At 54.7% G+C, this 19,183-nt stretch carries 20 protein-coding genes; 8 read left to right on the top strand and 12 right to left on the bottom strand.

The genetic code is table 11. From position 1 onward, the window contains the following. Positions 1 to 50: 50 nt before the first annotated feature. The 9 genes from iscX to trmJ form a co-directional block, all read right to left on the bottom strand. Positions 51 to 251, bottom strand: coding sequence for a Fe-S cluster assembly protein IscX (gene iscX / locus JQ822_RS11740; protein WP_045446157.1), 201 nt, complete (start codon positions 249 to 251; stop codon positions 51 to 53). 11 nt (positions 252 to 262) lie between these two features. After that, the gene (gene fdx, locus JQ822_RS11735; RefSeq protein ID WP_003037690.1) at positions 263 to 598 is read right to left on the bottom strand and encodes an ISC system 2Fe-2S type ferredoxin; all 336 of its coding nucleotides are present in this window, start codon (positions 596 to 598) and stop codon (positions 263 to 265) included. A gap of 1 nt (position 599) precedes the next feature. Then, positions 600 to 2,450 carry a Fe-S protein assembly chaperone HscA gene (gene hscA, locus JQ822_RS11730; RefSeq protein ID WP_213133610.1) on the bottom strand — a complete coding sequence of 617 codons (1,851 nt, stop codon included), beginning with the start codon at positions 2,448 to 2,450 and terminating at the stop codon, positions 600 to 602. 15 nt (positions 2,451 to 2,465) lie between these two features. Next, positions 2,466 to 2,981: a co-chaperone HscB gene (hscB, locus tag JQ822_RS11725; RefSeq protein ID WP_213133609.1), complete on the bottom strand. Its 516-nt coding sequence runs from the start codon at positions 2,979 to 2,981 to the stop codon at positions 2,466 to 2,468. 76 nt (positions 2,982 to 3,057) lie between these two features. Further along, on the bottom strand, positions 3,058 to 3,381 hold the full coding sequence (gene iscA, locus JQ822_RS11720) for an iron-sulfur cluster assembly protein IscA (RefSeq protein WP_003835203.1): 324 nt from the start codon (positions 3,379 to 3,381) through the stop codon (positions 3,058 to 3,060). A 20-nt stretch (positions 3,382 to 3,401) separates the two neighbouring features. Continuing rightward, a complete protein-coding gene (gene iscU / locus JQ822_RS11715) occupies positions 3,402 to 3,788 on the bottom strand; it encodes a Fe-S cluster assembly scaffold IscU (protein ID WP_002913991.1) in 387 nt (128 codons plus the stop codon). Positions 3,789 to 3,813: 25 nt separating this feature from the next. Further along, complete coding sequence (gene iscS, locus JQ822_RS11710; protein ID WP_135324753.1) at positions 3,814 to 5,028, bottom strand: cysteine desulfurase; 1,215 nt, start codon at positions 5,026 to 5,028, stop codon at positions 3,814 to 3,816. Positions 5,029 to 5,139: 111 nt separating this feature from the next. Further along, the gene (iscR, locus tag JQ822_RS11705) at positions 5,140 to 5,631 is read right to left on the bottom strand and encodes a Fe-S cluster assembly transcriptional regulator IscR (protein ID WP_005120405.1); all 492 of its coding nucleotides are present in this window, start codon (positions 5,629 to 5,631) and stop codon (positions 5,140 to 5,142) included. Between the two features lie 183 nt (positions 5,632 to 5,814). After that, complete coding sequence (gene trmJ / locus JQ822_RS11700; RefSeq protein WP_181637713.1) at positions 5,815 to 6,546, bottom strand: tRNA (cytosine(32)/uridine(32)-2'-O)-methyltransferase TrmJ; 732 nt, start codon at positions 6,544 to 6,546, stop codon at positions 5,815 to 5,817. Positions 6,547 to 6,664: 118 nt separating this feature from the next. Between trmJ and suhB the strand changes: the two genes are divergently transcribed. Then, positions 6,665 to 7,468, top strand: coding sequence for an inositol-1-monophosphatase (gene suhB / locus JQ822_RS11695; RefSeq protein WP_096756163.1), 804 nt, complete (start codon positions 6,665 to 6,667; stop codon positions 7,466 to 7,468). Positions 7,469 to 7,535: 67 nt separating this feature from the next. Here the strand turns inward: suhB and JQ822_RS11690 are convergent, their stop codons facing one another. Together JQ822_RS11690 and JQ822_RS11685 are read right to left on the bottom strand one after the other, a co-directional pair. Continuing rightward, positions 7,536 to 8,519 carry a nickel/cobalt transporter gene (locus tag JQ822_RS11690; RefSeq protein ID WP_213133608.1) on the bottom strand — a complete coding sequence of 328 codons (984 nt, stop codon included), beginning with the start codon at positions 8,517 to 8,519 and terminating at the stop codon, positions 7,536 to 7,538. After that, complete coding sequence (locus JQ822_RS11685) at positions 8,510 to 9,148, bottom strand: DUF1007 family protein (protein ID WP_213133607.1); 639 nt, start codon at positions 9,146 to 9,148, stop codon at positions 8,510 to 8,512. The genes JQ822_RS11690 and JQ822_RS11685 overlap by 10 nt, the downstream gene beginning before the upstream one ends. A gap of 414 nt (positions 9,149 to 9,562) precedes the next feature. Between JQ822_RS11685 and JQ822_RS11680 the strand changes: the two genes are divergently transcribed. The 7 genes from JQ822_RS11680 to csiE all read left to right on the top strand — a co-directional run bounded on the left by JQ822_RS11680 (position 9,563) and on the right by csiE (position 17,992). Further along, positions 9,563 to 10,546 carry an autoinducer 2 ABC transporter substrate-binding protein gene (locus tag JQ822_RS11680; RefSeq protein ID WP_213133606.1) on the top strand — a complete coding sequence of 328 codons (984 nt, stop codon included), beginning with the start codon at positions 9,563 to 9,565 and terminating at the stop codon, positions 10,544 to 10,546. 104 nt (positions 10,547 to 10,650) lie between these two features. After that, on the top strand, positions 10,651 to 12,159 hold the full coding sequence (locus JQ822_RS11675; RefSeq protein ID WP_213133605.1) for a sugar ABC transporter ATP-binding protein: 1,509 nt from the start codon (positions 10,651 to 10,653) through the stop codon (positions 12,157 to 12,159). Continuing rightward, positions 12,152 to 13,141 (top strand): ABC transporter permease, encoded by a 990-nt coding sequence (locus tag JQ822_RS11670; RefSeq protein ID WP_213133604.1) that lies wholly within the window; start codon positions 12,152 to 12,154, stop codon positions 13,139 to 13,141. Before JQ822_RS11675 ends, JQ822_RS11670 begins: the two co-directional genes overlap by 8 nt. A 1-nt stretch (position 13,142) precedes the next feature. Further along, positions 13,143 to 14,096 carry an ABC transporter permease gene (locus JQ822_RS11665; protein WP_213133603.1) on the top strand — a complete coding sequence of 318 codons (954 nt, stop codon included), beginning with the start codon at positions 13,143 to 13,145 and terminating at the stop codon, positions 14,094 to 14,096. Between the two features lie 17 nt (positions 14,097 to 14,113). Continuing rightward, positions 14,114 to 15,751 carry an FGGY-family carbohydrate kinase gene (locus JQ822_RS11660; protein ID WP_213133602.1) on the top strand — a complete coding sequence of 546 codons (1,638 nt, stop codon included), beginning with the start codon at positions 14,114 to 14,116 and terminating at the stop codon, positions 15,749 to 15,751. Next, positions 15,748 to 16,347, top strand: a complete 600-nt coding sequence (locus JQ822_RS11655) for a KpsF/GutQ family sugar-phosphate isomerase (protein WP_213133601.1) — start codon at positions 15,748 to 15,750, stop codon at positions 16,345 to 16,347. Before JQ822_RS11660 ends, JQ822_RS11655 begins: the two co-directional genes overlap by 4 nt. 367 nt (positions 16,348 to 16,714) lie before the next feature. Next, entirely contained in the window at positions 16,715 to 17,992 is a 1,278-nt protein-coding gene (gene csiE, locus JQ822_RS11650; protein WP_213133600.1) for a stationary phase inducible protein CsiE, read from the top strand. Here the strand turns inward: csiE and JQ822_RS11645 are convergent. Next, positions 17,987 to 19,135, bottom strand: a complete 1,149-nt coding sequence (locus JQ822_RS11645) for a 3-phenylpropionate MFS transporter (protein WP_213133599.1) — start codon at positions 19,133 to 19,135, stop codon at positions 17,987 to 17,989. The two genes, csiE and JQ822_RS11645, sit on opposite strands and share 6 nt — an antisense overlap. Positions 19,136 to 19,183: the final 48 nt, after the last annotated feature.

Raw genomic sequence — 19,183 nt, 5'->3', positions numbered from 1 at the left:
ATTTATCCTTATTAGCAAACGGGCCGCCCTATGGCAGCCCGTTATGTGACTTACTCTGCTTCATCTAACCAGACTAACAGAATCGCCTCCAGAATTTTTTCATTGGATGCGCCAGGGTCGTCATCAAATTCCTCTAGATCGCAGATCCACTGATGAAGATCGGTGAAACGAACGGTCTTGGGATCCAGATCGGGGAACGCGTCGTACAGCGCTTCGCCGATCTCGCGGCTATCGGTCCACTTCAGTCCCATACTACCCCCTGTTAATGCTCACGCGCATGATTGATTGTGTAACGTGGGATTTCGACCACTAAATCGTCCTCGGTGACGCGCGCCTGACAGCTTAAACGGCTCTCCGGCTCCAGTCCCCAGGCTTTATCCAGCATGTCGTCTTCTTCTTCCGTGCTTTCCGGCAGGGAGTCGAAACCTTCACGCACGATGCAGTGACAGGTAGTGCAGGCACAGGATTTTTCACAGGCATGTTCAATCTCGATACCGTTACGCAGGGCAACGTCGAGAATGGTTTCGCCGGTCTCAGCTTCCAGAACTGCGCCATCGGGACAGAGATCCTGATGAGGCAAAATAACAATCTTTGGCATATTAAACCTCGTCCACGGAATGGCCTTTCAGCGCGCTACGGACGGATTTGTCCATGCGGCGAGCGGCGAATTCCTGGGTTTGTTTGTCTACGTTTTTAATGGCTTGTTCTATCGCGTCAACATCGTCACCCTCTGCAACCTCGCTCAAATGCGCGGCGGCGGTGTCGATGGCCTGACGTTCTGCGGCGCTTAACAGCGCGGCATCAGCGTTCAACGCACCGGATAAACTCTCCAGTACGCGTGCTGCTTCGACTTTCTGCTCTGCCAACATACGGGCTTTAACGTCCTGCTCGGCAAAACTCATCGAATCCTGAATCATGGAGGCAATTTCACTGTCGGTCAGACCGTAGGACGGTTTGACCTGAATCGAGGACTCCACGCCGGTAGATTTCTCCATGGCGGTCACGCTCAATAGTCCATCGGCATCGACCTGGAAGGTGACGCGGATATGCGCGCCGCCTGCAGGCAGCGCCGGAATACCACGTAGCGCAAAACGCGCCAGTGAACGGCAGTCCTGCACCAGCTCACGCTCGCCCTGCATCACGTGGATGGACATCGCGGTTTGACCATCTTTAAAGGTGGTAAAATCCTGCGCACGCGCTACCGGAATAGTGGTGTTACGCGGGATCACTTTCTCCACCAGACCGCCCATGGTTTCCAGCCCCAGGGACAGCGGGATAACGTCCAGCAGCAGCATTTCGCTGTCCGGTTTATTACCGACCAGAATATCCGCCTGAATTGCCGCACCGATGGCGACCACTTTGTCCGGATCGATAGAGGTCAGCGGCGTGCGACCAAAAAATTCACCGACGCGTCCACGCACCAGCGGCACGCGCGTTGAACCACCGACCATCACCACTTCCAGCACATCCTGCGGCTCTACGCCCGCATCTTTCAACGCGCGACGACAGGCCAGCAGCGTACGCTTGACCAGTGCGGAAATCAGTTCATTAAAAGTTTCGCGGGTGATTTCACCCTGCCATCCCGCCACGTTAACCGTCACAGAATCGGCATCGCTGAGTGCAATTTTGGCGGCAATCGCGGCATCCAGCAGTTCGCGCTGTACGCGGTTATCGCTGCGATCGGCTACGCCCGCCCGCTCGCGAATGTAATCAGCCAGTAGATGGTCGAAATCATCACCGCCGAGCGCAGAATCCCCGCCGGTCGCCAGCACTTCAAATACGCCACGGCTTAAGCGCAGAATAGAAATATCAAACGTGCCGCCGCCGAGGTCATAGACTGCGATCACGCCTTCCTGACCGGAATCCAGGCCATAGGCAATCGCCGCCGCGGTCGGTTCGTTCAGCAAACGCAGTACGTGCAGGCCCGCCAGACGCGCGGCGTCTTTGGTGCCCTGGCGCTGTGCGTCGTCAAAATAGGCCGGAACGGTGATCACCACGCCGTCCAGCTCACCAGACAGCGCTTCTGTTGCCCGTGCAGCCAACGCTTTCAGAATGTCAGCGGATACACGCACCGGATTAAGTAAACCGGCTGCGGTTTCGATCATCGGCAGACCGTTTTCGCTTGCCTGGAATGTATACGGCAGATGCGGGTAACGCGCCTGGATATCCGCCAGAGAGCGGCCCATCATGCGTTTTACCGAACTGACGGTGTTTGCCGTGTCGAGAGCGGCATTAGCACGGGCATCGTAACCGACAGAGTAGCCCTGCTGCTGATAGTGAACCACTGACGGCAACAGGTGACGACCTTCGTGGTCAGCCAGCGTTTCAGCCTGACCGCTGCGTACAGTCGCGACCAGAGAGTTGGTGGTACCTAAGTCAATGCCTACCGCCAGACGACGCTGGTGCGGTGCGGCACTCAGACCAGGCTCACTAATTTGTAATAAGGCCATTTTCGCTTCCGGAAATTAAAAATCGAGCAGTTTTTCTTCGAGTTGTTCTGCACTGCTTCGCAGTTTATCGAGAAAACGCAGTTTACGCACGGTGTCTGCCGCCGCATCCCACGCTTCGCTGTCCAGCTGTTCCACCATCAGCTGATGGCGAACCTGGTACATCTCGTTAATACGTTTCATCAACGCATCCAGACGTTCACTGTCTTTAGCCTGTTCAATCTCGTCCAGCTCTTCACGAAGTTCCAACTGCTCCATCAGGAACGCGGTATCGCGCACCGTGTGCTGCTCGCTGCGGATATCAAAGCCGTGTAAAGACAGTAAGTATTCGGCGCGCATCAAGGGATGACGCAGCGTTTGCCAGGCCTGATTGATCGTGGCGGACTGCGAAACGGCAGCAAGTTGTTCCGCCTGAGAGCCGCTGGCAAATTTATCAGGATGATACTGACGTTGTAGATCCTGAAAACGGAGGCTCAGCGCCTGAATATCGAGCTGATAACGGGCCGGTAAGCCAAAGAGGGTGAAGTAGTCCATAACATTCTCAGGGGTAGCCTGTTAGAACAAACCCCACACGTAGCAAAGCCACGGTGGGGTTTTCGGGTGACGCACGTTACACGTGGAAGCTTTCGCCGCATCCACACTCGTCTTTCACGTTAGGGTTGGTGAACTTAAACCCTTCGTTCAGACCTTCTTTGACGAAGTCTAACTGCGTACCGTCCAGAAATTGCAGGCTTTTACCGTCGATCACGACTTTTACGCCTTTGTCTTCAAACACGGTATCTTCAGCCGCCGGCTCGTCAACAAATTCCAGTACATAGGCCATACCTGAGCAGCCGGAGGTTCTCACGCCCAGACGCAGGCCAAACCCTTTACCACGGTTTGCCAGGAAGGTATTTACTCGCGCTGCTGCACTGTCGCTTAAGGTAATCGACATAATAAAACCTCAACTCTTAATTATTTTGCTTCACGTTTGCTTTTGTAATCCGCAATCGCGGCTTTAATCGCGTCTTCAGCCAGAATAGAACAGTGAATTTTCACTGGTGGCAGTTCAAGCTCGTCTGCGATATCGGTGTTTTTAATCGCCTGTGCTTCGTCCAGAGATTTCCCTTTCACCCATTCGGTAACCAGAGAGCTGGAGGCAATGGCAGAACCGCAGCCGTAAGTCTTGAAACGCGCGTCTTCAATGATACCTTCATTGTTGACTTTGATCTGCAACTTCATCACGTCGCCACAGGCCGGTGCACCCACCATGCCGCTGCCCACGTTCTCGTCGCTGTTGTCAAAAGAGCCCACGTTACGTGGATTCTCGTAATGATCGATTACTTTTTCGCTGTAAGCCATGATGAATTCTCCTTATCGGTACCGATTAGTGATGTGACCATTCAATACTGTTCAGATCCACGCCCTGTTTGAACATTTCCCACAGTGGAGAAAGGTCACGCAGACGGCCGATGGAGTTACGAACCAGATTGATGGTGTAGTCAATCTCTTCTTCGGTTGTGAAACGACCTAAAGAGAAACGGATTGAGCTGTGTGCCAGCTCGTCGGTCATCCCCAACGCGCGCAGCACGTAGGAAGGTTCCAGGCTTGCAGACGTACAGGCAGAACCGGAAGAAACCGCCAGATCTTTCAGCGCCATAATCAGCGATTCGCCTTCAACAAAGTTGAAGCTGACGTTGAGAATGTTCGGTGCGCCATGTTCGAGGTCACCATTCAGATACACCTCTTCCATATCTTTTACGCCGTTCCACAGACGGTTACGCAGACCGCGCAGACGCGCCATCTCGGTTTCCATCTCTTCTTTGGCGATACGGTAAGCTTCACCCATACCGACGATCTGGTGGACAGGCAGCGTACCGGAACGCATGCCGCGCTCATGACCGCCGCCGTGCATCTGTGCTTCGATGCGGATACGCGGTTTACGACGAACGTACAGTGCGCCGATACCTTTCGGACCGTAAATTTTGTGACCGGAGAAGGACATCAGGTCAACTTTCAGTTGGCTCAGATCGATAGGCAGTTTGCCCACGCTCTGGGTCGCATCAACGTGGTAGATGATGCCACGCGCACGGCACATTTCGCCGATAGCGGCGATATCCTGCACCACACCGATTTCGTTGTTCACGTGCATAATGGAAACGAGGATGGTGTCATCACGCATCGCCGCTTCGAGTTCTTTCAGGTCAATAATACCGTTGCGCTGCGGGGCGAGGTAGGTCACTTCAAACCCTTCACGCTCCAGCTGACGACAGGTGTCCAGCACGGCTTTGTGTTCCGTTTTGCTGGTGATGATGTGCTTGCCTTTTTTCTGATAAAAGTTGGCCGCACCTTTAATCGCCAGGTTGTCGGATTCGGTCGCACCGGAAGTAAAGACGATTTCACGCGGATCGGCACCTACCAGATCGGCAATCTGATTACGGGCGATATCGACCGCCTCTTCAGCATGCCAGCCAAAACGGTGTGAACGGGACGCTGGGTTACCAAAGTTTCCGTCCAGGGTCAGACACTGCATCATTTTCTCGGCAACACGCGGGTCCACCGGCGTGGTTGCGGAGTAGTCGAGATAGATCGGTAATTTCATTGCTCTATAAACTCCGTACATCGCTTCAATGCAAGGAATCAGGCGACCGGCTGGATGTACGGCCGAGTTAACGGGGCGCGAACGCCCCGGCCTGATTCTAAAATACTTTTATTATGCGCGTAACTTAACGTCGATCGCGTCTTGCGTGCGGGTGCTGCGTGGAGCGTCATGCGTGTGCTGGCGACCAGACACATCCAGGACTTCCTGATTATTCACCAGTTCGCCCAACGTAATGTTGTTGAGGAAACCGGTCAGACGATCGCTCAGATCGCGCCACAGCGCATGGGTCAGGCATTTATCGCCGCCCTGACAACCGCCTTTGCCCTGGCAACGGGTCGCATCTACGGACTCGTCAACAGCGCTAATCACTTCACCTACTGCGATGCTGCCTGCATCTTTACCCAGCAGGTACCCGCCGCCTGGTCCACGTACGCTGGAAACCAGACCGTTTTTACGCAAACGGGAAAACAGCTGCTCCAGGTACGAAAGGGAAATTCCCTGACGTTCCGAAATATCAGCCAACGGTACCGGGCCCGTTTCGGAGTTGAGCGCAACGTCCAACATTGCGGTCACGGCATAACGCCCTTTTGATGTCAGTCTCATGTCTTACTTAGCCTCAAACTCGCCCCTGCCCGGGGTTTTTTATTGTAAAATGGGGGTATTGCATAGCAGGGGCAAGTCTGACATTCCCGACTAAATCAGTCAACTATTTACTTGACTAAATTAGTCAGGTATTTAACCTTCAGTGCCGTTTTCACTCACCGGACGGCGCTTCGCTTATCCGGCCTACTTTCCTTTATTCTGCTGCTCTATAGATGCAAGCATTCCACGCAGAATATTCAGCTCCTGGCTCTCAGGACGCGCACGCGTGAACAGACGACGCAATTTGTTCATCACCTGCCCCGGATGGTTCTCGCGGATAAAGCCCGTCGACAGCAGCGTTTGCTCCAGATGACCGTAAAAACGCTCTAAATCATCGACCAGCGGATACTCGGTTTCTTCGTATTCTGTGGTCTTACTGCTTTCCTGCGTTGCCAGCCAGGCCATGCGCACTTCATAAGAAATGACCTGTACCGCCATCGCCAGGTTCAGCGAACTGTATTCCGGGTTCGCGGCAATAGCGACGTGATAATGGCATTTTTGCAGTTCGTCGTTGGTCAGCCCCACGCGCTCGCGACCAAAGACCAGCGCTACCGGAGTATTTGCCGCTTCGGCTACGCTTTTTAAACCGCATTCACGCGGATCAAGCATCGGCCACGGCAAAGTACGGGAACGCGCACTGGTGCCAACGACCAGGCTGCAACCCGCCAGCGCTTCATCGAGGGTGTCAACGATTTGCGCATTGCCGATCACATCGCTGGCACCAGCCGCCAGGGCGATGGCCTGGGAGTCAGGTTTTACCAGCGGATTCACCAGCCACAGATTGGTTAAACCCATGGTTTTCATTGCGCGGGCAACAGAGCCCATATTGCCGGTATGAGAGGTCTCCACCAGCACGATTCGAATATTTTGCAGCATTGTATTTCTTCGGCTAAAGATTATTCGGCCATATTATCATAAAACGAAGACATATACCGAACTCACTGCTATACTCTGCGCCGTTTTCCCGTTCTTTAACATCCAGTGAGAGAGACCGATGCATCCGATGCTGACCATCGCCGTGCGCGCAGCGCGCAAGGCGGGTAATGTAATTGCCAAACACTACGAAACACCAGACTCAGTAGAAACCAGCCAGAAAGGCAGCAATGATTTCGTGACTAACGTCGATAAAGCCGCAGAAGCGATTATTATCGAAACAATCCGCAAATCTTACCCTCAGCACACCATCATCACCGAAGAAAGCGGTGAACATATTGGTGAAGATCTGGATGTTCAATGGGTTATCGATCCACTGGATGGCACCACCAACTTCGTAAAACGCCTGCCGCACTTCGCGGTATCCATCGCAGTACGCATCAAAGGCCGTACTGAAGTCGCTGTTGTTTACGATCCAATGCGTAACGAACTGTTCACCGCAACGCGCGGTCAGGGCGCACAGCTGAACGGCTACCGTCTGCGCGGCAGTACCGCTCGCGATCTGGATGGCACCATCATCGCCACCGGCTTCCCGTTCAAAGCCAAACAGCACGCTCCCTCTTACATGAAGATCCTCGGCAAAATGTACACCGAATGCGCTGACTTCCGCCGCACCGGTTCTGCTGCGCTGGATCTGGCTTATGTTGCCGCTGCACGCGTTGACGGTTACTTCGAAATCGGTCTGAAACCGTGGGATTTTGCCGCAGGTGAACTGATTGCTCGTGAAGCAGGCGCACTGGTATGCGACTTCACCGGCGGTCATAACTACATGTCGACCGGCAACATCGTTGCAGGTAATCCGCGCGTTGTTAAAGCCATGCTGGCGAACATGCGTGACGAACTGAGCGACGCGCTGAAGCGTTAATCGGCTGTGGTGCCGGATGCGACGCTTTCGCGTCTTATCCGGCCTACAATTCATACCGCTCACTAACCTAAAACGGTCGTAATCCCCTTCCCACCGGCACCGCACTTACCCACATCACCACCGCAGCAACGACTAAAATCACACCACCGGCCAGTGCCAGCGTGGTCCAGCCAATCTGTCGCCACAGCACCGGCGCTTTATGTCCGCTAAGTTTCACCGCCAGCGAGCGAAAACTGTGTACCAACAAAGCCAGTGACGTAATCGTCAAAGAAGTTCCTGCCGCCATCGCCAGCGCCGACGCCATGCCCCAGCTAAAGACGCCAACCACTTTACTGAACAGCAATACCATAATTGCACCAGAGCAGGGACGCATGCCCATGGAGAGAATAATCATCAGCCGAGCGCGCCAGTCATCACCGCTTTGCATCTGTTCCGGGTTGGGTAGATGCTGATGCCCACAGCCGCAGCGTTCGTTATGCACATGATGCGGTGTGAAGGCGGTAAATTTCGGTCGACGCAGCAGCAGCGCGCGTAATTTTCTCAACGCCCGCCAGCACAGCAAAATCCCCAGCACGCCGACCAGCGCATAGCTGGCTTTCTCCAGCCAGAAACTGCTCATGTGCAGTTGCCGGGCAGGCAGTTGCAGCACCGTGAGCACCACCACCACCAGCCCTATCGCCACCATCCCCTGTAATAAGGAAGACGCCAGCGTTAGCCCGATGCTCGACTTCAGCTTCGAGGGATGCGTCGCCAGCCAGGTGGTGATGACGATTTTCCCGTGCCCCGGCCCCAGTGCGTGCAATACCCCATAAATAAAACTAAACAGCAGCAGCGATCCGCCCGCACGGGTGGGGTTGGCGGCAACCGCTTTCAGCAGACTGCTCATCTGCTGATTAACATCCCGTTGCCAGAGAATGCTTTTCACCATCACCTGTGGCCAGGCCTGCCATAACCACAGTACACCGCCTGCCGCCAGTAGCAAGAATACCACCAGCGGCCATAGCATGAGCCAGCGGCGACCGGCTGTACGTTGTTGATACACTACTGACATTGCACCGTCACCTTCTGCGCAAATTGTTTACCCAAATCCATATCCTCCGGCGGCGCGTCTTCTTTATCCAGCGACTGCGCAAAGCTCAGCGTTTGTTCATTGGGCGTCGGGGTATGTACGCTAATCTGACAATGTGTACTCAAGCCCGACGCAAGCTGGGCATCGGTGTCATTGTCATAACTCATATCCACGTAGTAGGTCGGGTCAAACGTGGAAATAACATAGGTCTGTCCGGCAAGCGGCTGCGGCTGGGCGAGCGGCAGTACAAACGTCAGCACCGCCTGGTGTTCCTCGCGTTCCATGCCATATTCCGTCGGGCGATTTTTAAATTTTACCTTCTGCCCGTTGTGCCACACTTCGGTGAAATAGTGCTGCCCCAAAACATTAGCCATCACTTCCGCCGCCAGCTTCTTCCAGATCTCGTCACCGGGTTTAGCATTGCCCGCATCGTACAACAGGTCAGCAGAGGTGATTTCATCCATCGTCCAGCGCATTTTCAACGCCACAAACTGGTTATTTTCACTCACTAACTCTGTTTTCAGATGAATAAAGCTGTGTGGATGCGCGCCCGCGCCAAAGGACAGGATGGTCAGAAACAACGTTACAATAATGCGTTTAACGCGCTGCATGAGTTCTCCACGATAAATCCAGCCCGCCATGAAAAGGAAGTCGTTGGCGAGAATGCGCTGAGGATAGCATTGAACGATAAAATATTGAGCCCTCTTTTCCGGTATCGATTCAGTTCTCAATTTCGAAAGTTTCTTTGTTGTCGGCAGCGACAGAAATGACGTTTTACCGCTTCTCTTTAAATAAAATGATAATTAAATGTTAATTTTTAGTTTCATTTTAATTGATTATTAACAATAAAAATGATCGCATGAAGGTATCAAATCCAAAAATTAACCAAAAATTAACCAAATTAGATCTGTAAAATTACAAAAATGGGCATAGATCACATCCAGCAGAATTATGATTCATTACCTCTTCCCTTCGTTGATAACCTCACGCCGTGACATGCCCTGCCCCCTACTAAAGGTACAACTATGAAATTCAAACTCGCATTACTCAGTGCAACCCTGGTTTCTGCATGCATGTTGTCCGGCACGTCCTTTGCGGCGGAAAAATATGAAATTGCTGTGGTTGCCAAAGTCACCGGTATTCCCTGGTTTAACCGCATGGAAACCGGTGTTAACGAAGCAGCAAAAAAACTGGATGTGAACGCTTACCAGACCGGTCCGTCTACGCCGGATCCGGCTCAGCAGGTGAAAGTGATTGAAGATCTGATCGCCAAAAACGTCAATGCGATCATCGTGGTACCTAACGATGCCAAGGTCCTTGAACCGGTACTGAAAAAAGCGCGCGAGAAAGGCATTGTGGTCCTGACGCACGAATCCCCGGACGAGCAGATCGGCCAGTGGGATATCGAAACCATCGACAGTGAAAAATACGCACAGGCCAACGTCGATGAGCTGGCAAAAAATATGGGCGGCAAAGGGGGTTATGCCATCTACGTAGGTTCACTGACCGTGCCGTTGCATAACGCATGGGCCGACTACGCGATTAAGTATCAGAAAGAAAAATACCCGGAGATGTTCGAAGTCACTTCACGTCTGCCAGTGGCGGAAAGTATCGATAAGTCTTACTCAACTACGCTGGATCTGATGAAAACCTATCCGCAGATGAAAGGGATTATCGGTTTCGGCTCGCTGGGTCCTATCGGGGCAGGGCAGGCCGTACAGAAAAAACGCGCCAAAGATAAAATTGCCGTCGTCGGTATCGCCATGCCAGCCCAGGCCGCGCCTTACCTGATGCGCGGTGATATCAAAAAAGCGCTGCTGTGGGATCCAAAAGATGCGGGCTACGCGCTGGTCACGGTTGCCGACCAACTTCTGCAAGGTAAAGAGGTCAATGCCGATCTCAGTATTGATGGTTTAGGGAAAGCCGATATCGACATGGATAAGAAAGTGATCCGCTTTAACAAGATCCTCGAAGTCACCAAAGACAACGCACAATCACTCGGTTTCTAAGGCTTTTGCCAACACCAGGGAAACCTTAACGCCGACCGTCTGGTCGGCGCTATCCACCACACTAACACTCAGCGTCCGTCAGGACGCTCGCAGGGGTATTGTCCATGACAGACACCACCGCATTTATCACTCTTGAGAATATCAGCAAACAATTCCCGGGCGTGCTGGCGCTGGATAACGTGAATCTGACGCTGAAAAAAGGCGAAGTTCACTGTCTGGCAGGCCAAAACGGCTGTGGTAAGAGCACCATTATTAAAGTGATATCCGGGGTCTATCACCCGGAAAAAGGGGCGCAGATTTTACTCGATGGCAAACTGTTCCATCACCTGACGCCTCAGCTTTCGTCCCACTATGGCATCCAGGTTATCTACCAGGATTTGTCGCTGTTCCCTAATTTTAGCGTCGCGGAAAATATTGCGGTTAACCGCTACCTGCCCGGCGGCGATATCTGGGTACGTCGTGGCGCCATGAAGCAACAAGCACTGGCGGCCATGAAACGCATCGGCGTAACTCTCGACCCTGACAAAAAAGTAGAGAAACTCTCCATCGCCGACCGCCAGTTGGTGGCTATTTGCCGGGCGATTGCCGCCGATGCGCGGCTGGTCATCATGGATGAACCGACCGCTTCGTTAACCCGTCAGGAAGTCAACGGCCTGCTGCGGGTGGTCAACGAGCTGAAAGCTGCCGGTATTTGCGTGGTGTTTGTCAGCCACCGTCTGGATGAAGTGATGGAAGTAGCAGATCGCATCAGCGTAATGCGCGACGGCAAACTGGTAGGCACATACCCTGCCAGCGAACTGGACAGCCACGAGTTAGCCTTCCTGATGACCGGACAACGCTTCCATTACAGCCCGCTGCCGGAGAAATCATTCGACGATCGGGAACCCTTGCTGGAATTGCGCAACCTGAGCCGTCGCGGGAAGTATCAGGATATCAATCTGTCGCTGCACGGCGGCGAGATTGTCTCGATTGTCGGCCTGCTGGGCGCCGGGCGCACCGAGCTTTGCTTGAGCCTGTTCGGCATGACCCACCCGGAAAGCGGTGAAATGCGCATTAACGGTCAGCCGGTCCGGCTTCGCAATAACCACGATGCCATTAAGCACGGGATCGGCTACGTCTCAGAAGATCGCCTGACGCAGGGGCTGATCATGGAACAGTCGATCTACGACAACACCATCGTTACGGTCTTTGATCAGCTGCATACCGGCAGCGGTCTGCTCGATCATGGTAAAGCACAAAAGCTGGTCGCCGATTTGATCCGCGAGCTGAACATCAAAGTGTCCGATCCACACCTGCCGGTCAAAACGCTCTCCGGCGGCAACGCCCAGCGTATCGCCATTGCCAAATGGGTGGCGACCCATCCGCACATCCTGATCCTCGACTCCCCGACCGTAGGCGTGGATATCGCTAACAAAGAAGGCATTTACCAGATTGCCCGCGACCTGGCAGAACAGGGGATGGCGGTGCTGATGATCTGCGATGAGATCCCGGAAGCCTATTACAACAGCCACCGTGTGCTGGTGATGCGTCGCGGTAAACTGGTGGCGGAATTTAATCCTCATCACTGTCGTGAAGAGGAGATTGCTGAAGTGGTCGAGGTAATCAATGAATAAGATGCATCTCTCCCGTTTAATCGGACAACACGAATTTTGGCTGGGCCTGCTGGTCGTGGCCCTGGCCGTTGGGCTGAGCATCAGTACCGATGAGTTCCTGTCACTGGGGAATCTGACGGACGTCGCCACCAGCTATGCCATTCTCGGCATCCTCGCCTGTGGGCTGTTTGTGGTGTTGATCTCCGGCGGGATCGACATTTCATTCCCGGCGATGACCGCCATTGCCCAGTACGCAATGGCCAGTTGGGTGATCGGCCACGGCGGAAACTTTGCGCTGGCGCTGGTCATTGCCATTGCCGTCGGACTACTGCTGGGGCTTATCAACGGCTTTCTGGTCTACTGGCTGCGCGTCCCGGCGATCATCATTACCATCGCCACGCTGAACGTCTACTACGGCCTGCTGGTGTACACCACCAAAGGCACCTGGCTGTACGGCTTCCCGGACTGGTTTATGAACGGCATCAACTGGTTCTCGTTTACCGCCGCGGACGGCTACGACTACGGGCTGACCCTGCCCCTGCTGTGCCTGGCAGCGGTGATTATTGTTACCGCCGTGCTGATGAATTATACCCGCCTGGGCCGTCAGGTTTACGCCATGGGTGGCAACCGCGACGCGGCTTCACGTCTGGGTCTGAACCTGCTGAAGCTGCATTTCTACGTGTATGGCTACATGGGCATTCTGGCAGGCGTTGCCGCCGTAGTGCAGGCGCAGATCACTCAATCTGTCGCACCCAATTCACTGCTCGGCTTTGAGCTAACGGTGCTGGCAGCAGTCGTGCTCGGCGGAACCAGCATGAGCGGCGGGCGCGGTACATTGACCGGAACGCTGCTCGGCGTTGTGTTGCTGGCCTTTTTACAAAATGGTCTGACGCTGCTGAGCGTCTCCTCTTACTGGCACACCGTGTTCAGCGGCGCCATTATCCTGGTCAGCATTAGCGCCACGGCCTGGAACGAAAAACGCAAACTGGCAAGGGAGCTTTGAGATGAAAACAATCGCCAGATTTTTACCCGGTGATGCCATCATTCGTCTGCAATGCGTCATTATTGTAGTCGTCGCGCTGGTCTTCTCGGCCCTGCTCGGCAGCCGCTTTTTCAGCGTCGCTAACTTTCAGTCCATCAGCTCACAGCTACCGATCCTCGGCATGCTGGCGCTGGGAATGGGCATGACCATGCTGACCGGCGGCATTAACCTGTCGATTATTGCCGGAGCTAATGCCTGCTCGCTGGTGATGGCAGCCATCATCGTCGCCCACCCGGATAACCCACTGTTCCTGGTCATCGCCCTGCTGGCGGGTGCCGCCGTGGCGGTAGCTATCGGCACGCTGAACGGCGCGCTGATTGCCTGGGTCGGCGTGTCGCCGATCCTCGCCACGCTCGGCACCATGACGCTTATCTCCGGGCTGAATATTCTGCTCTCCAACGGCACGGTCATTTCCGGATTTCCGGCTGCCATTCAATACCTGGGTAACGGCACCCTTGCCGGTATCCCCGTGGCGCTGCTGCTCTTTTTCCTCGTGGCCATCCTTCTGTGGGTGCTGCTGGAGCACACCACGCTGGGACGAAGCCTGTATCTCGTCGGGTCCAATGAACAGGCTACCCGCTACAGCGGCGTGAATACCGTGCGGGTACAAATTTCCGTGTACGTTATTTCTGCCCTGCTCGGCTGGGTCGCCGCCATTCTGATGATGGCGAAATTCAACTCGGCGAAAGCCGGATACGGTGAGTCCTACCTGCTGGTCACCATCCTCGCTTCCGTACTCGGCGGCATCAACCCGGATGGCGGCTTCGGGCGCATCATCGGCCTGGTGCTGGCGCTGATTGTGCTGCAAATGCTGGAAAGCGGCCTTAACTTGCTGGGGGTCAGCAGCTATCTGACGATGGCGCTGTGGGGCGCGGTGCTGATCCTCTTTATCGCATTACAGAATCGTAAAGCCTGATTTCAGGAGAAAAAATTATGGCAAGTTACTTTATTGGTGTGGATGTCGGAACCGGTAGCGCCCGTGCTGGCGTGTTTGATCTCAACGGTAGAATGGTCGGTCAGGCCAGTCGGGCCATCGAGATTTACCGTCCGCAGGCCGATTTCGTTGAGCAGTCTTCCGATAACATCTGGCAGGCAGTCTGTAACGCGGTTCGCGATGCGATTAACCAGTCAGATATCAACCCGATTCAGGTGAAAGGTCTGGGCTTTGACGCCACCTGTTCACTGGTGGTGCTGGATAAAGAAGGCAAACCGCTGACCATCAGCCCTTCCGGGCGCAGCGAACAGAACATTATTGTGTGGATGGATCACCGTGCCATTACCCAGGCCGAGCGTATTAACGCCCTGCATCATCGGGTGCTGGATTACGTTGGCGGCATTATTTCGCCGGAAATGCAGACGCCCAAACTGCTGTGGCTGAAGCAACATATGCCCAACACCTGGGCCAATGCAGGCTACTATTTTGATCTGCCTGATTTCCTGACCTGGCGCGCCACCGGCGACGACACACGCTCGTTGTGCTCGACGGTGTGTAAATGGACCTATATGGGCCATGAAGATAAGTGGGATGCCAGCTATTTTCGTCAGATTGGGCTGGAAGACTTGCTGGAACACGATGCCGCCAAAATTGGCCGCTACGTGAAAACCATGGGGGAACCGCTCGGTCATGGCCTTTCTGCACGGGCCGCCAGCGAAATGGGGCTGATCCCAGGAACTGCAGTCAGCGTGTCGATTATCGATGCCCACGCCGGCACGCTCGGCACGCTTGGCGCCTGCGGTGTTTCTGGCGAGGTGGCTGATTTCGATCGCCGCGTCGCGCTGATTGGCGGGACCTCTACCGGGCATATGGCGATTTCCAAAGAGCCGCGCTTTATCGGCGGCGTCTGGGGCCCCTACTACTCTGCCGTCCTGCCGAAATACTGGCTCAACGAAGGCGGACAGTCGGCTACGGGCGCGTTAATCGACCACGTTATTCAGTCACATCCGTGTTACGAAACCCTGCTGGCGCAGGCTAAGTCTCAGGGGCAGACCATCTATGAAGTGCTGAATGCACTGCTGCGTAAAATGGCCGGTGAGCCGGAAGATATCGCCTTCCTGACCCGCGATATGCATATCCTGCCCTATTTCCACGGCAACCGTTCACCACGCGCCAATCCCACGCTCACCGGTGCGATCACCGGGCTGAAGCTGTCCCGCACGCCTGAAGATATGGCGCTGCAGTATCTGGCGACCATTCAGGCCATTGCGCTCGGTACGCGCCATATCATTGAAACGATGAATCAAAGCGGTTACACCATTGATACGATTATGGCCAGCGGCGGCGGGACGAAAAACCCGATCTTTGTTCAGGAACATGCCAACGCTACCGGCTGCGCGATGCTGCTGCCGGAAGAGAGCGAAGCCATGCTACTGGGCAGTGCCATGATGGGGACCATTGCAGCGGGTGTATTCGATACCTTCCCGGAAGCGATGTCGGCAATGAGCCGCATTGGTAAAACGGTCACCCCACAAACCAACCGCATTAAGCAGTACTACGATCGCAAATACCGGGTGTTCCACGAGATGTACCAGGATCATATGAAATACCGCCAGTTGATGCAGGAGGATGCATGAGTAATTCATGGCCTCAGGCCATCGGCGTATTCCAGCTCTACAGCGAGGCTCTGGCAGGACTGGGACAGCATCTGACTGAACCGCTCTGGCTGTCACTGATGGCTGAATTACGCGGTTGCACAGGGAAAATCGTTGTCACCGGCGTTGGCACTTCCGGTATTGCCGCGCGTAAAGTCGCGCATATGCTGGCCTGCGTGGAACGTCCGGCGATTTACCTCAATGCGACGGATGCGGCGCATGGCGATCTGGGTTTTTTACGCGCCGACGATCTGGTCATTATGCTGTCACGCGGAGGAAATTCGGATGAGCTCACTCGGCTGCTGCCAGGGCTTGCCGGGAAGAACGTGCCGGTAGTCAGCGTGACTGAAAACGCCGATTCGGCTATCGCTAAAGCATCGAGGCTGGTGATTTCTACCGGCATACAGCGCGAGGCCGATCCGCTGGATATGCTCGCCACCACCTCCATTATTCTGGTACTGGCGATCTTTGATGCCGCCTGCGCCTGTCTGATGAGCGAGAGCGGTTATTCAAAGGAAACGCTGCTGGCCGTACATCCAGGCGGTGATGTGGGGTTAACGCTGAGTCGCGAGCAATAACGCCAGACAGCTGTTACGGAGGTAATGAATCTGTTGCCTCCGGTATATTGCTCCGTTCACCTTATGTTTTTCACTTCTCTGAAGTGACACTGCTGAGGTGAACGAAACCCTGAGCTGAAATCACATGTTCTCCATCATGCTTAACTAACAAGCAGTACAGCCACTGGTAGTGTTTTTTTATGTTTAATCAAAAGATAAAACAGTGAAAAAGCGGATTAATGCGCTGCGTTCCACTCCCACTATCTGTTCCGCACGTTAAAAATTCTGTGACGCTCTCCAGCATTCCTGGTGGAAAGGATTCCATTCCTCAAATCTATGGGCAAACTTTAGCTATTCTTATCAAACATACTTTCGGGAGACCCTACAGATGATGTCAACGCTTGCCCCGCCATCTGTACTTTCTGCTCCCCAGCGCCGCTGCCATGTGCTGTTGACGCTTTTCCAGCCGGGGCAAATAGCAACCACCCAGACATTCTGCACCCTCAACGGCGTCGATGACGATGTTGTCCGCGAGGATATCATCGGCGCGGGGATAGAAATCCAGCGCTATCATCGGCTGACCATCATCGCCACGCAGAATGGCGGCTACCAGATCGAAGGCACAGCCCTCAATCAACGGTTGTGTCTTCTGCACTGGCTACGACGCGGTCTGCGGCTTTGCCCGGGTTTTATCACCGAGCAGTTTACGCCGGCGTTAAAAATGGAGCTGAAACAACGCGGTATCGCCCGTACGCTGTATGACGACACCAATCTACATGCGCTCATTAACCTCTGTTCGCGCCGACTGCAAAAGCCGTTTGAATGCCGTGATATCCAGTTTCTGCGCCTGTTTTTACAATATTGCCTGCTGCAACATCATGCCGGGATCAACCCGGAGTTCAATCCACTGCAGCAGCGCTGGGCACAGTCCTGCGCCGAGTACACGCTTGCCGAGGAAATTGGTCGTCACTGGCAGCGTCGCGTGATGCAGAGTGCGCCGCCGGGCGAGTCGCTGTTTATGGCGCTGCTGTTCTCGATGATCCGTATTCCGGACCCGATTCGCGATAACCATCAGCAAGACCGCCGCCTGCATTTGGCCATTGCCCGGCTGGTGCTGCGTTTTCGTGAGAGTGGCAACGTCCGCTTCAGCGACGAGCAAGGGTTGAATGACCAACTGTACATACATCTTGCCCAGGCGTTGAATCGAAGTATGTTTGCGATTGGCATTGATAACACCCTGCCGGAAGAGTTCAGCCGACTCTATCCACGGCTGGTGCGTACCACGCGCGAAGCCCTCAAGGGGTTCGAGGCGGAGTACGATGTGCATTTTTCGGAAGAAGAAACGGGGCTGGTGGCCGTCATTTTTGGCGCGTGGTTGATGCAGGAAAAAGATCTGCACGAGAAGCAAATCATCCTGCTGACGGGCAATAATGAACGGCTGGAGGCGCATATTGAGCAACAGTTACGTGAACTGACCCTGCTGCCGCTGAATGTGAAACATATGCCGATGCAGGACTTTCAAAAACAGGGTTCGCCGCGTGGCGTGGCGCTCGTCATTACGCCATACACCACGCCGCTGCCGCTGTTTTCACCACCGTTGATTCATGCGGATCTGTCGCTTACGCCGCATCAGCAACAGCAGATCCGCAAAATCCTCGAATCATAACGCCGATGTCTGCGCCGTCACTTTAGGCCGCAAGGCGATGGCGGGCAGCGCAACCAGCGCCATCACCCAGAATACGCCGCTGCCCAGATTCTGGTACAGGTAGCCTGCGAACACGGTCATGATGGCGATACTGCCGCCCATCGCAATGGCGGAATAGACCGCCTGCAAACGAATCACTTCGCTGCTCTGGCGCGCAGCAATGTAGCGCATGGCAGCCAGGTGACACACGGTAAACGTACCGCAATGCAGGATCTGCACCACAATCAGCCACGGCAGTTCGGTGCTCCAGCCCATCAGTCCCCAGCGTACCACGCCACAAACGGCGGAGAGCAGCAGCAGATCGCGGGCGCTAAAACGGCGGAACAGCTTATGGCTGAGCGCGAAGATAATCACTTCCGCGACCACACCCAGCGACCATAAATAGCCCACCGCAGACGCAGAATACCCGGCAGACTGCCAGTAAATAGCGCTAAAACCGTAATAGGCGGCGTGTGCCCCCTGCAGCAAACTCACGCAGGCAAGGAAACGCCAGCTCTGTGTAATCAATTGACGCCAGGCCGGCCATCCGGCGCTCTCCTGCTGGCGACTCTCTCCCGCAGGCTGTACGCTCGGGCGGATCATCATACCCAGCAGCATCGATGCCACCGCCAGTGACAGCAGCACCAGGATCACCCGGTAGTCGTACAACGTCACCAGCTTACCGGTCAGCGCCGATCCGATCACAAAGGCCACCGATCCCCATAACCGCACCCGGCCATAATCCATGGTGATTTGTTTTTGCCAGGTGTTGGCCAGCGCATCCGTCAGCGGCACCAGCGGCGAGAAGAACAGGTTAAAGCCGACCATCACCACCATCAGCCACGCCACGCTGGTTCCTGCCCAGAAGGCCAGGGCAAACACCAGCGTTAACAGGGCCAGAATACGTAAAGCTGAGATCAGACGAGAGGGATCGCTTACGCGTGGCGCAATCAGCAAACTACCGAGAAAACGCGCAATCAACCCCGCACCCAACAGCAGACCGATGGTTTCCGGCGTCAGCCCCAACCCTTCGAGCCAAACGCTCCAGAAAGGCAGAAAAATACCGTAGCTAAAAAAGTAGGTGAAATAACCGAGCGCCAGCCAGCGCGTGGAATGCAAAGCCATGAATCCCTCCCGTTTGGAGGCGATAGTCTGGCGATAAACCCCGGCTGG

The organism is Citrobacter sp. FP75, assembly GCF_018342065.1.
In the GTDB taxonomy this organism is placed as follows: Bacteria; Pseudomonadota; Gammaproteobacteria; order Enterobacterales; family Enterobacteriaceae; genus Citrobacter.
This window is presented reverse-complemented; position numbering and strand designations above follow the sequence as displayed.

Bases quoted from the DNA above. Each gene is read 5' to 3' on its own strand.
- JQ822_RS11665 (WP_213133603.1), top strand. From the start codon at position 13,143: ATGAAAACAATCGCCAGATTTTTACCCGGTGATGCCATCATTCGTCTG.
- JQ822_RS11680 (WP_213133606.1), top strand. From the start codon at position 9,563: ATGAAATTCAAACTCGCATTACTCAGTGCAACCCTGGTTTCTGCATGC.
- suhB (WP_096756163.1), top strand. From the start codon at position 6,665: ATGCATCCGATGCTGACCATCGCCGTGCGCGCAGCGCGCAAGGCGGGT.
- iscU (WP_002913991.1), bottom strand. From the start codon at position 3,788: ATGGCTTACAGCGAAAAAGTAATCGATCATTACGAGAATCCACGTAAC.
- iscR (WP_005120405.1), bottom strand. From the start codon at position 5,631: ATGAGACTGACATCAAAAGGGCGTTATGCCGTGACCGCAATGTTGGAC.
- trmJ (WP_181637713.1), bottom strand. From the start codon at position 6,546: ATGCTGCAAAATATTCGAATCGTGCTGGTGGAGACCTCTCATACCGGC.
- JQ822_RS11645 (WP_213133599.1), bottom strand. From the start codon at position 19,135: ATGGCTTTGCATTCCACGCGCTGGCTGGCGCTCGGTTATTTCACCTAC.
- iscA (WP_003835203.1), bottom strand. From the start codon at position 3,381: ATGTCGATTACCTTAAGCGACAGTGCAGCAGCGCGAGTAAATACCTTC.
- csiE (WP_213133600.1), top strand. From the start codon at position 16,715: ATGATGTCAACGCTTGCCCCGCCATCTGTACTTTCTGCTCCCCAGCGC.
- fdx (WP_003037690.1), bottom strand. From the start codon at position 598: ATGCCAAAGATTGTTATTTTGCCTCATCAGGATCTCTGTCCCGATGGC.
- hscA (WP_213133610.1), bottom strand. From the start codon at position 2,450: ATGGCCTTATTACAAATTAGTGAGCCTGGTCTGAGTGCCGCACCGCAC.
- iscX (WP_045446157.1), bottom strand. From the start codon at position 251: ATGGGACTGAAGTGGACCGATAGCCGCGAGATCGGCGAAGCGCTGTAC.
- JQ822_RS11655 (WP_213133601.1), top strand. From the start codon at position 15,748: ATGAGTAATTCATGGCCTCAGGCCATCGGCGTATTCCAGCTCTACAGC.
- JQ822_RS11660 (WP_213133602.1), top strand. From the start codon at position 14,114: ATGGCAAGTTACTTTATTGGTGTGGATGTCGGAACCGGTAGCGCCCGT.
- hscB (WP_213133609.1), bottom strand. From the start codon at position 2,981: ATGGACTACTTCACCCTCTTTGGCTTACCGGCCCGTTATCAGCTCGAT.
- iscS (WP_135324753.1), bottom strand. From the start codon at position 5,028: ATGAAATTACCGATCTATCTCGACTACTCCGCAACCACGCCGGTGGAC.
- JQ822_RS11670 (WP_213133604.1), top strand. From the start codon at position 12,152: ATGAATAAGATGCATCTCTCCCGTTTAATCGGACAACACGAATTTTGG.
- JQ822_RS11685 (WP_213133607.1), bottom strand. From the start codon at position 9,148: ATGCAGCGCGTTAAACGCATTATTGTAACGTTGTTTCTGACCATCCTG.
- JQ822_RS11675 (WP_213133605.1), top strand. From the start codon at position 10,651: ATGACAGACACCACCGCATTTATCACTCTTGAGAATATCAGCAAACAA.
- JQ822_RS11690 (WP_213133608.1), bottom strand. From the start codon at position 8,519: ATGTCAGTAGTGTATCAACAACGTACAGCCGGTCGCCGCTGGCTCATG.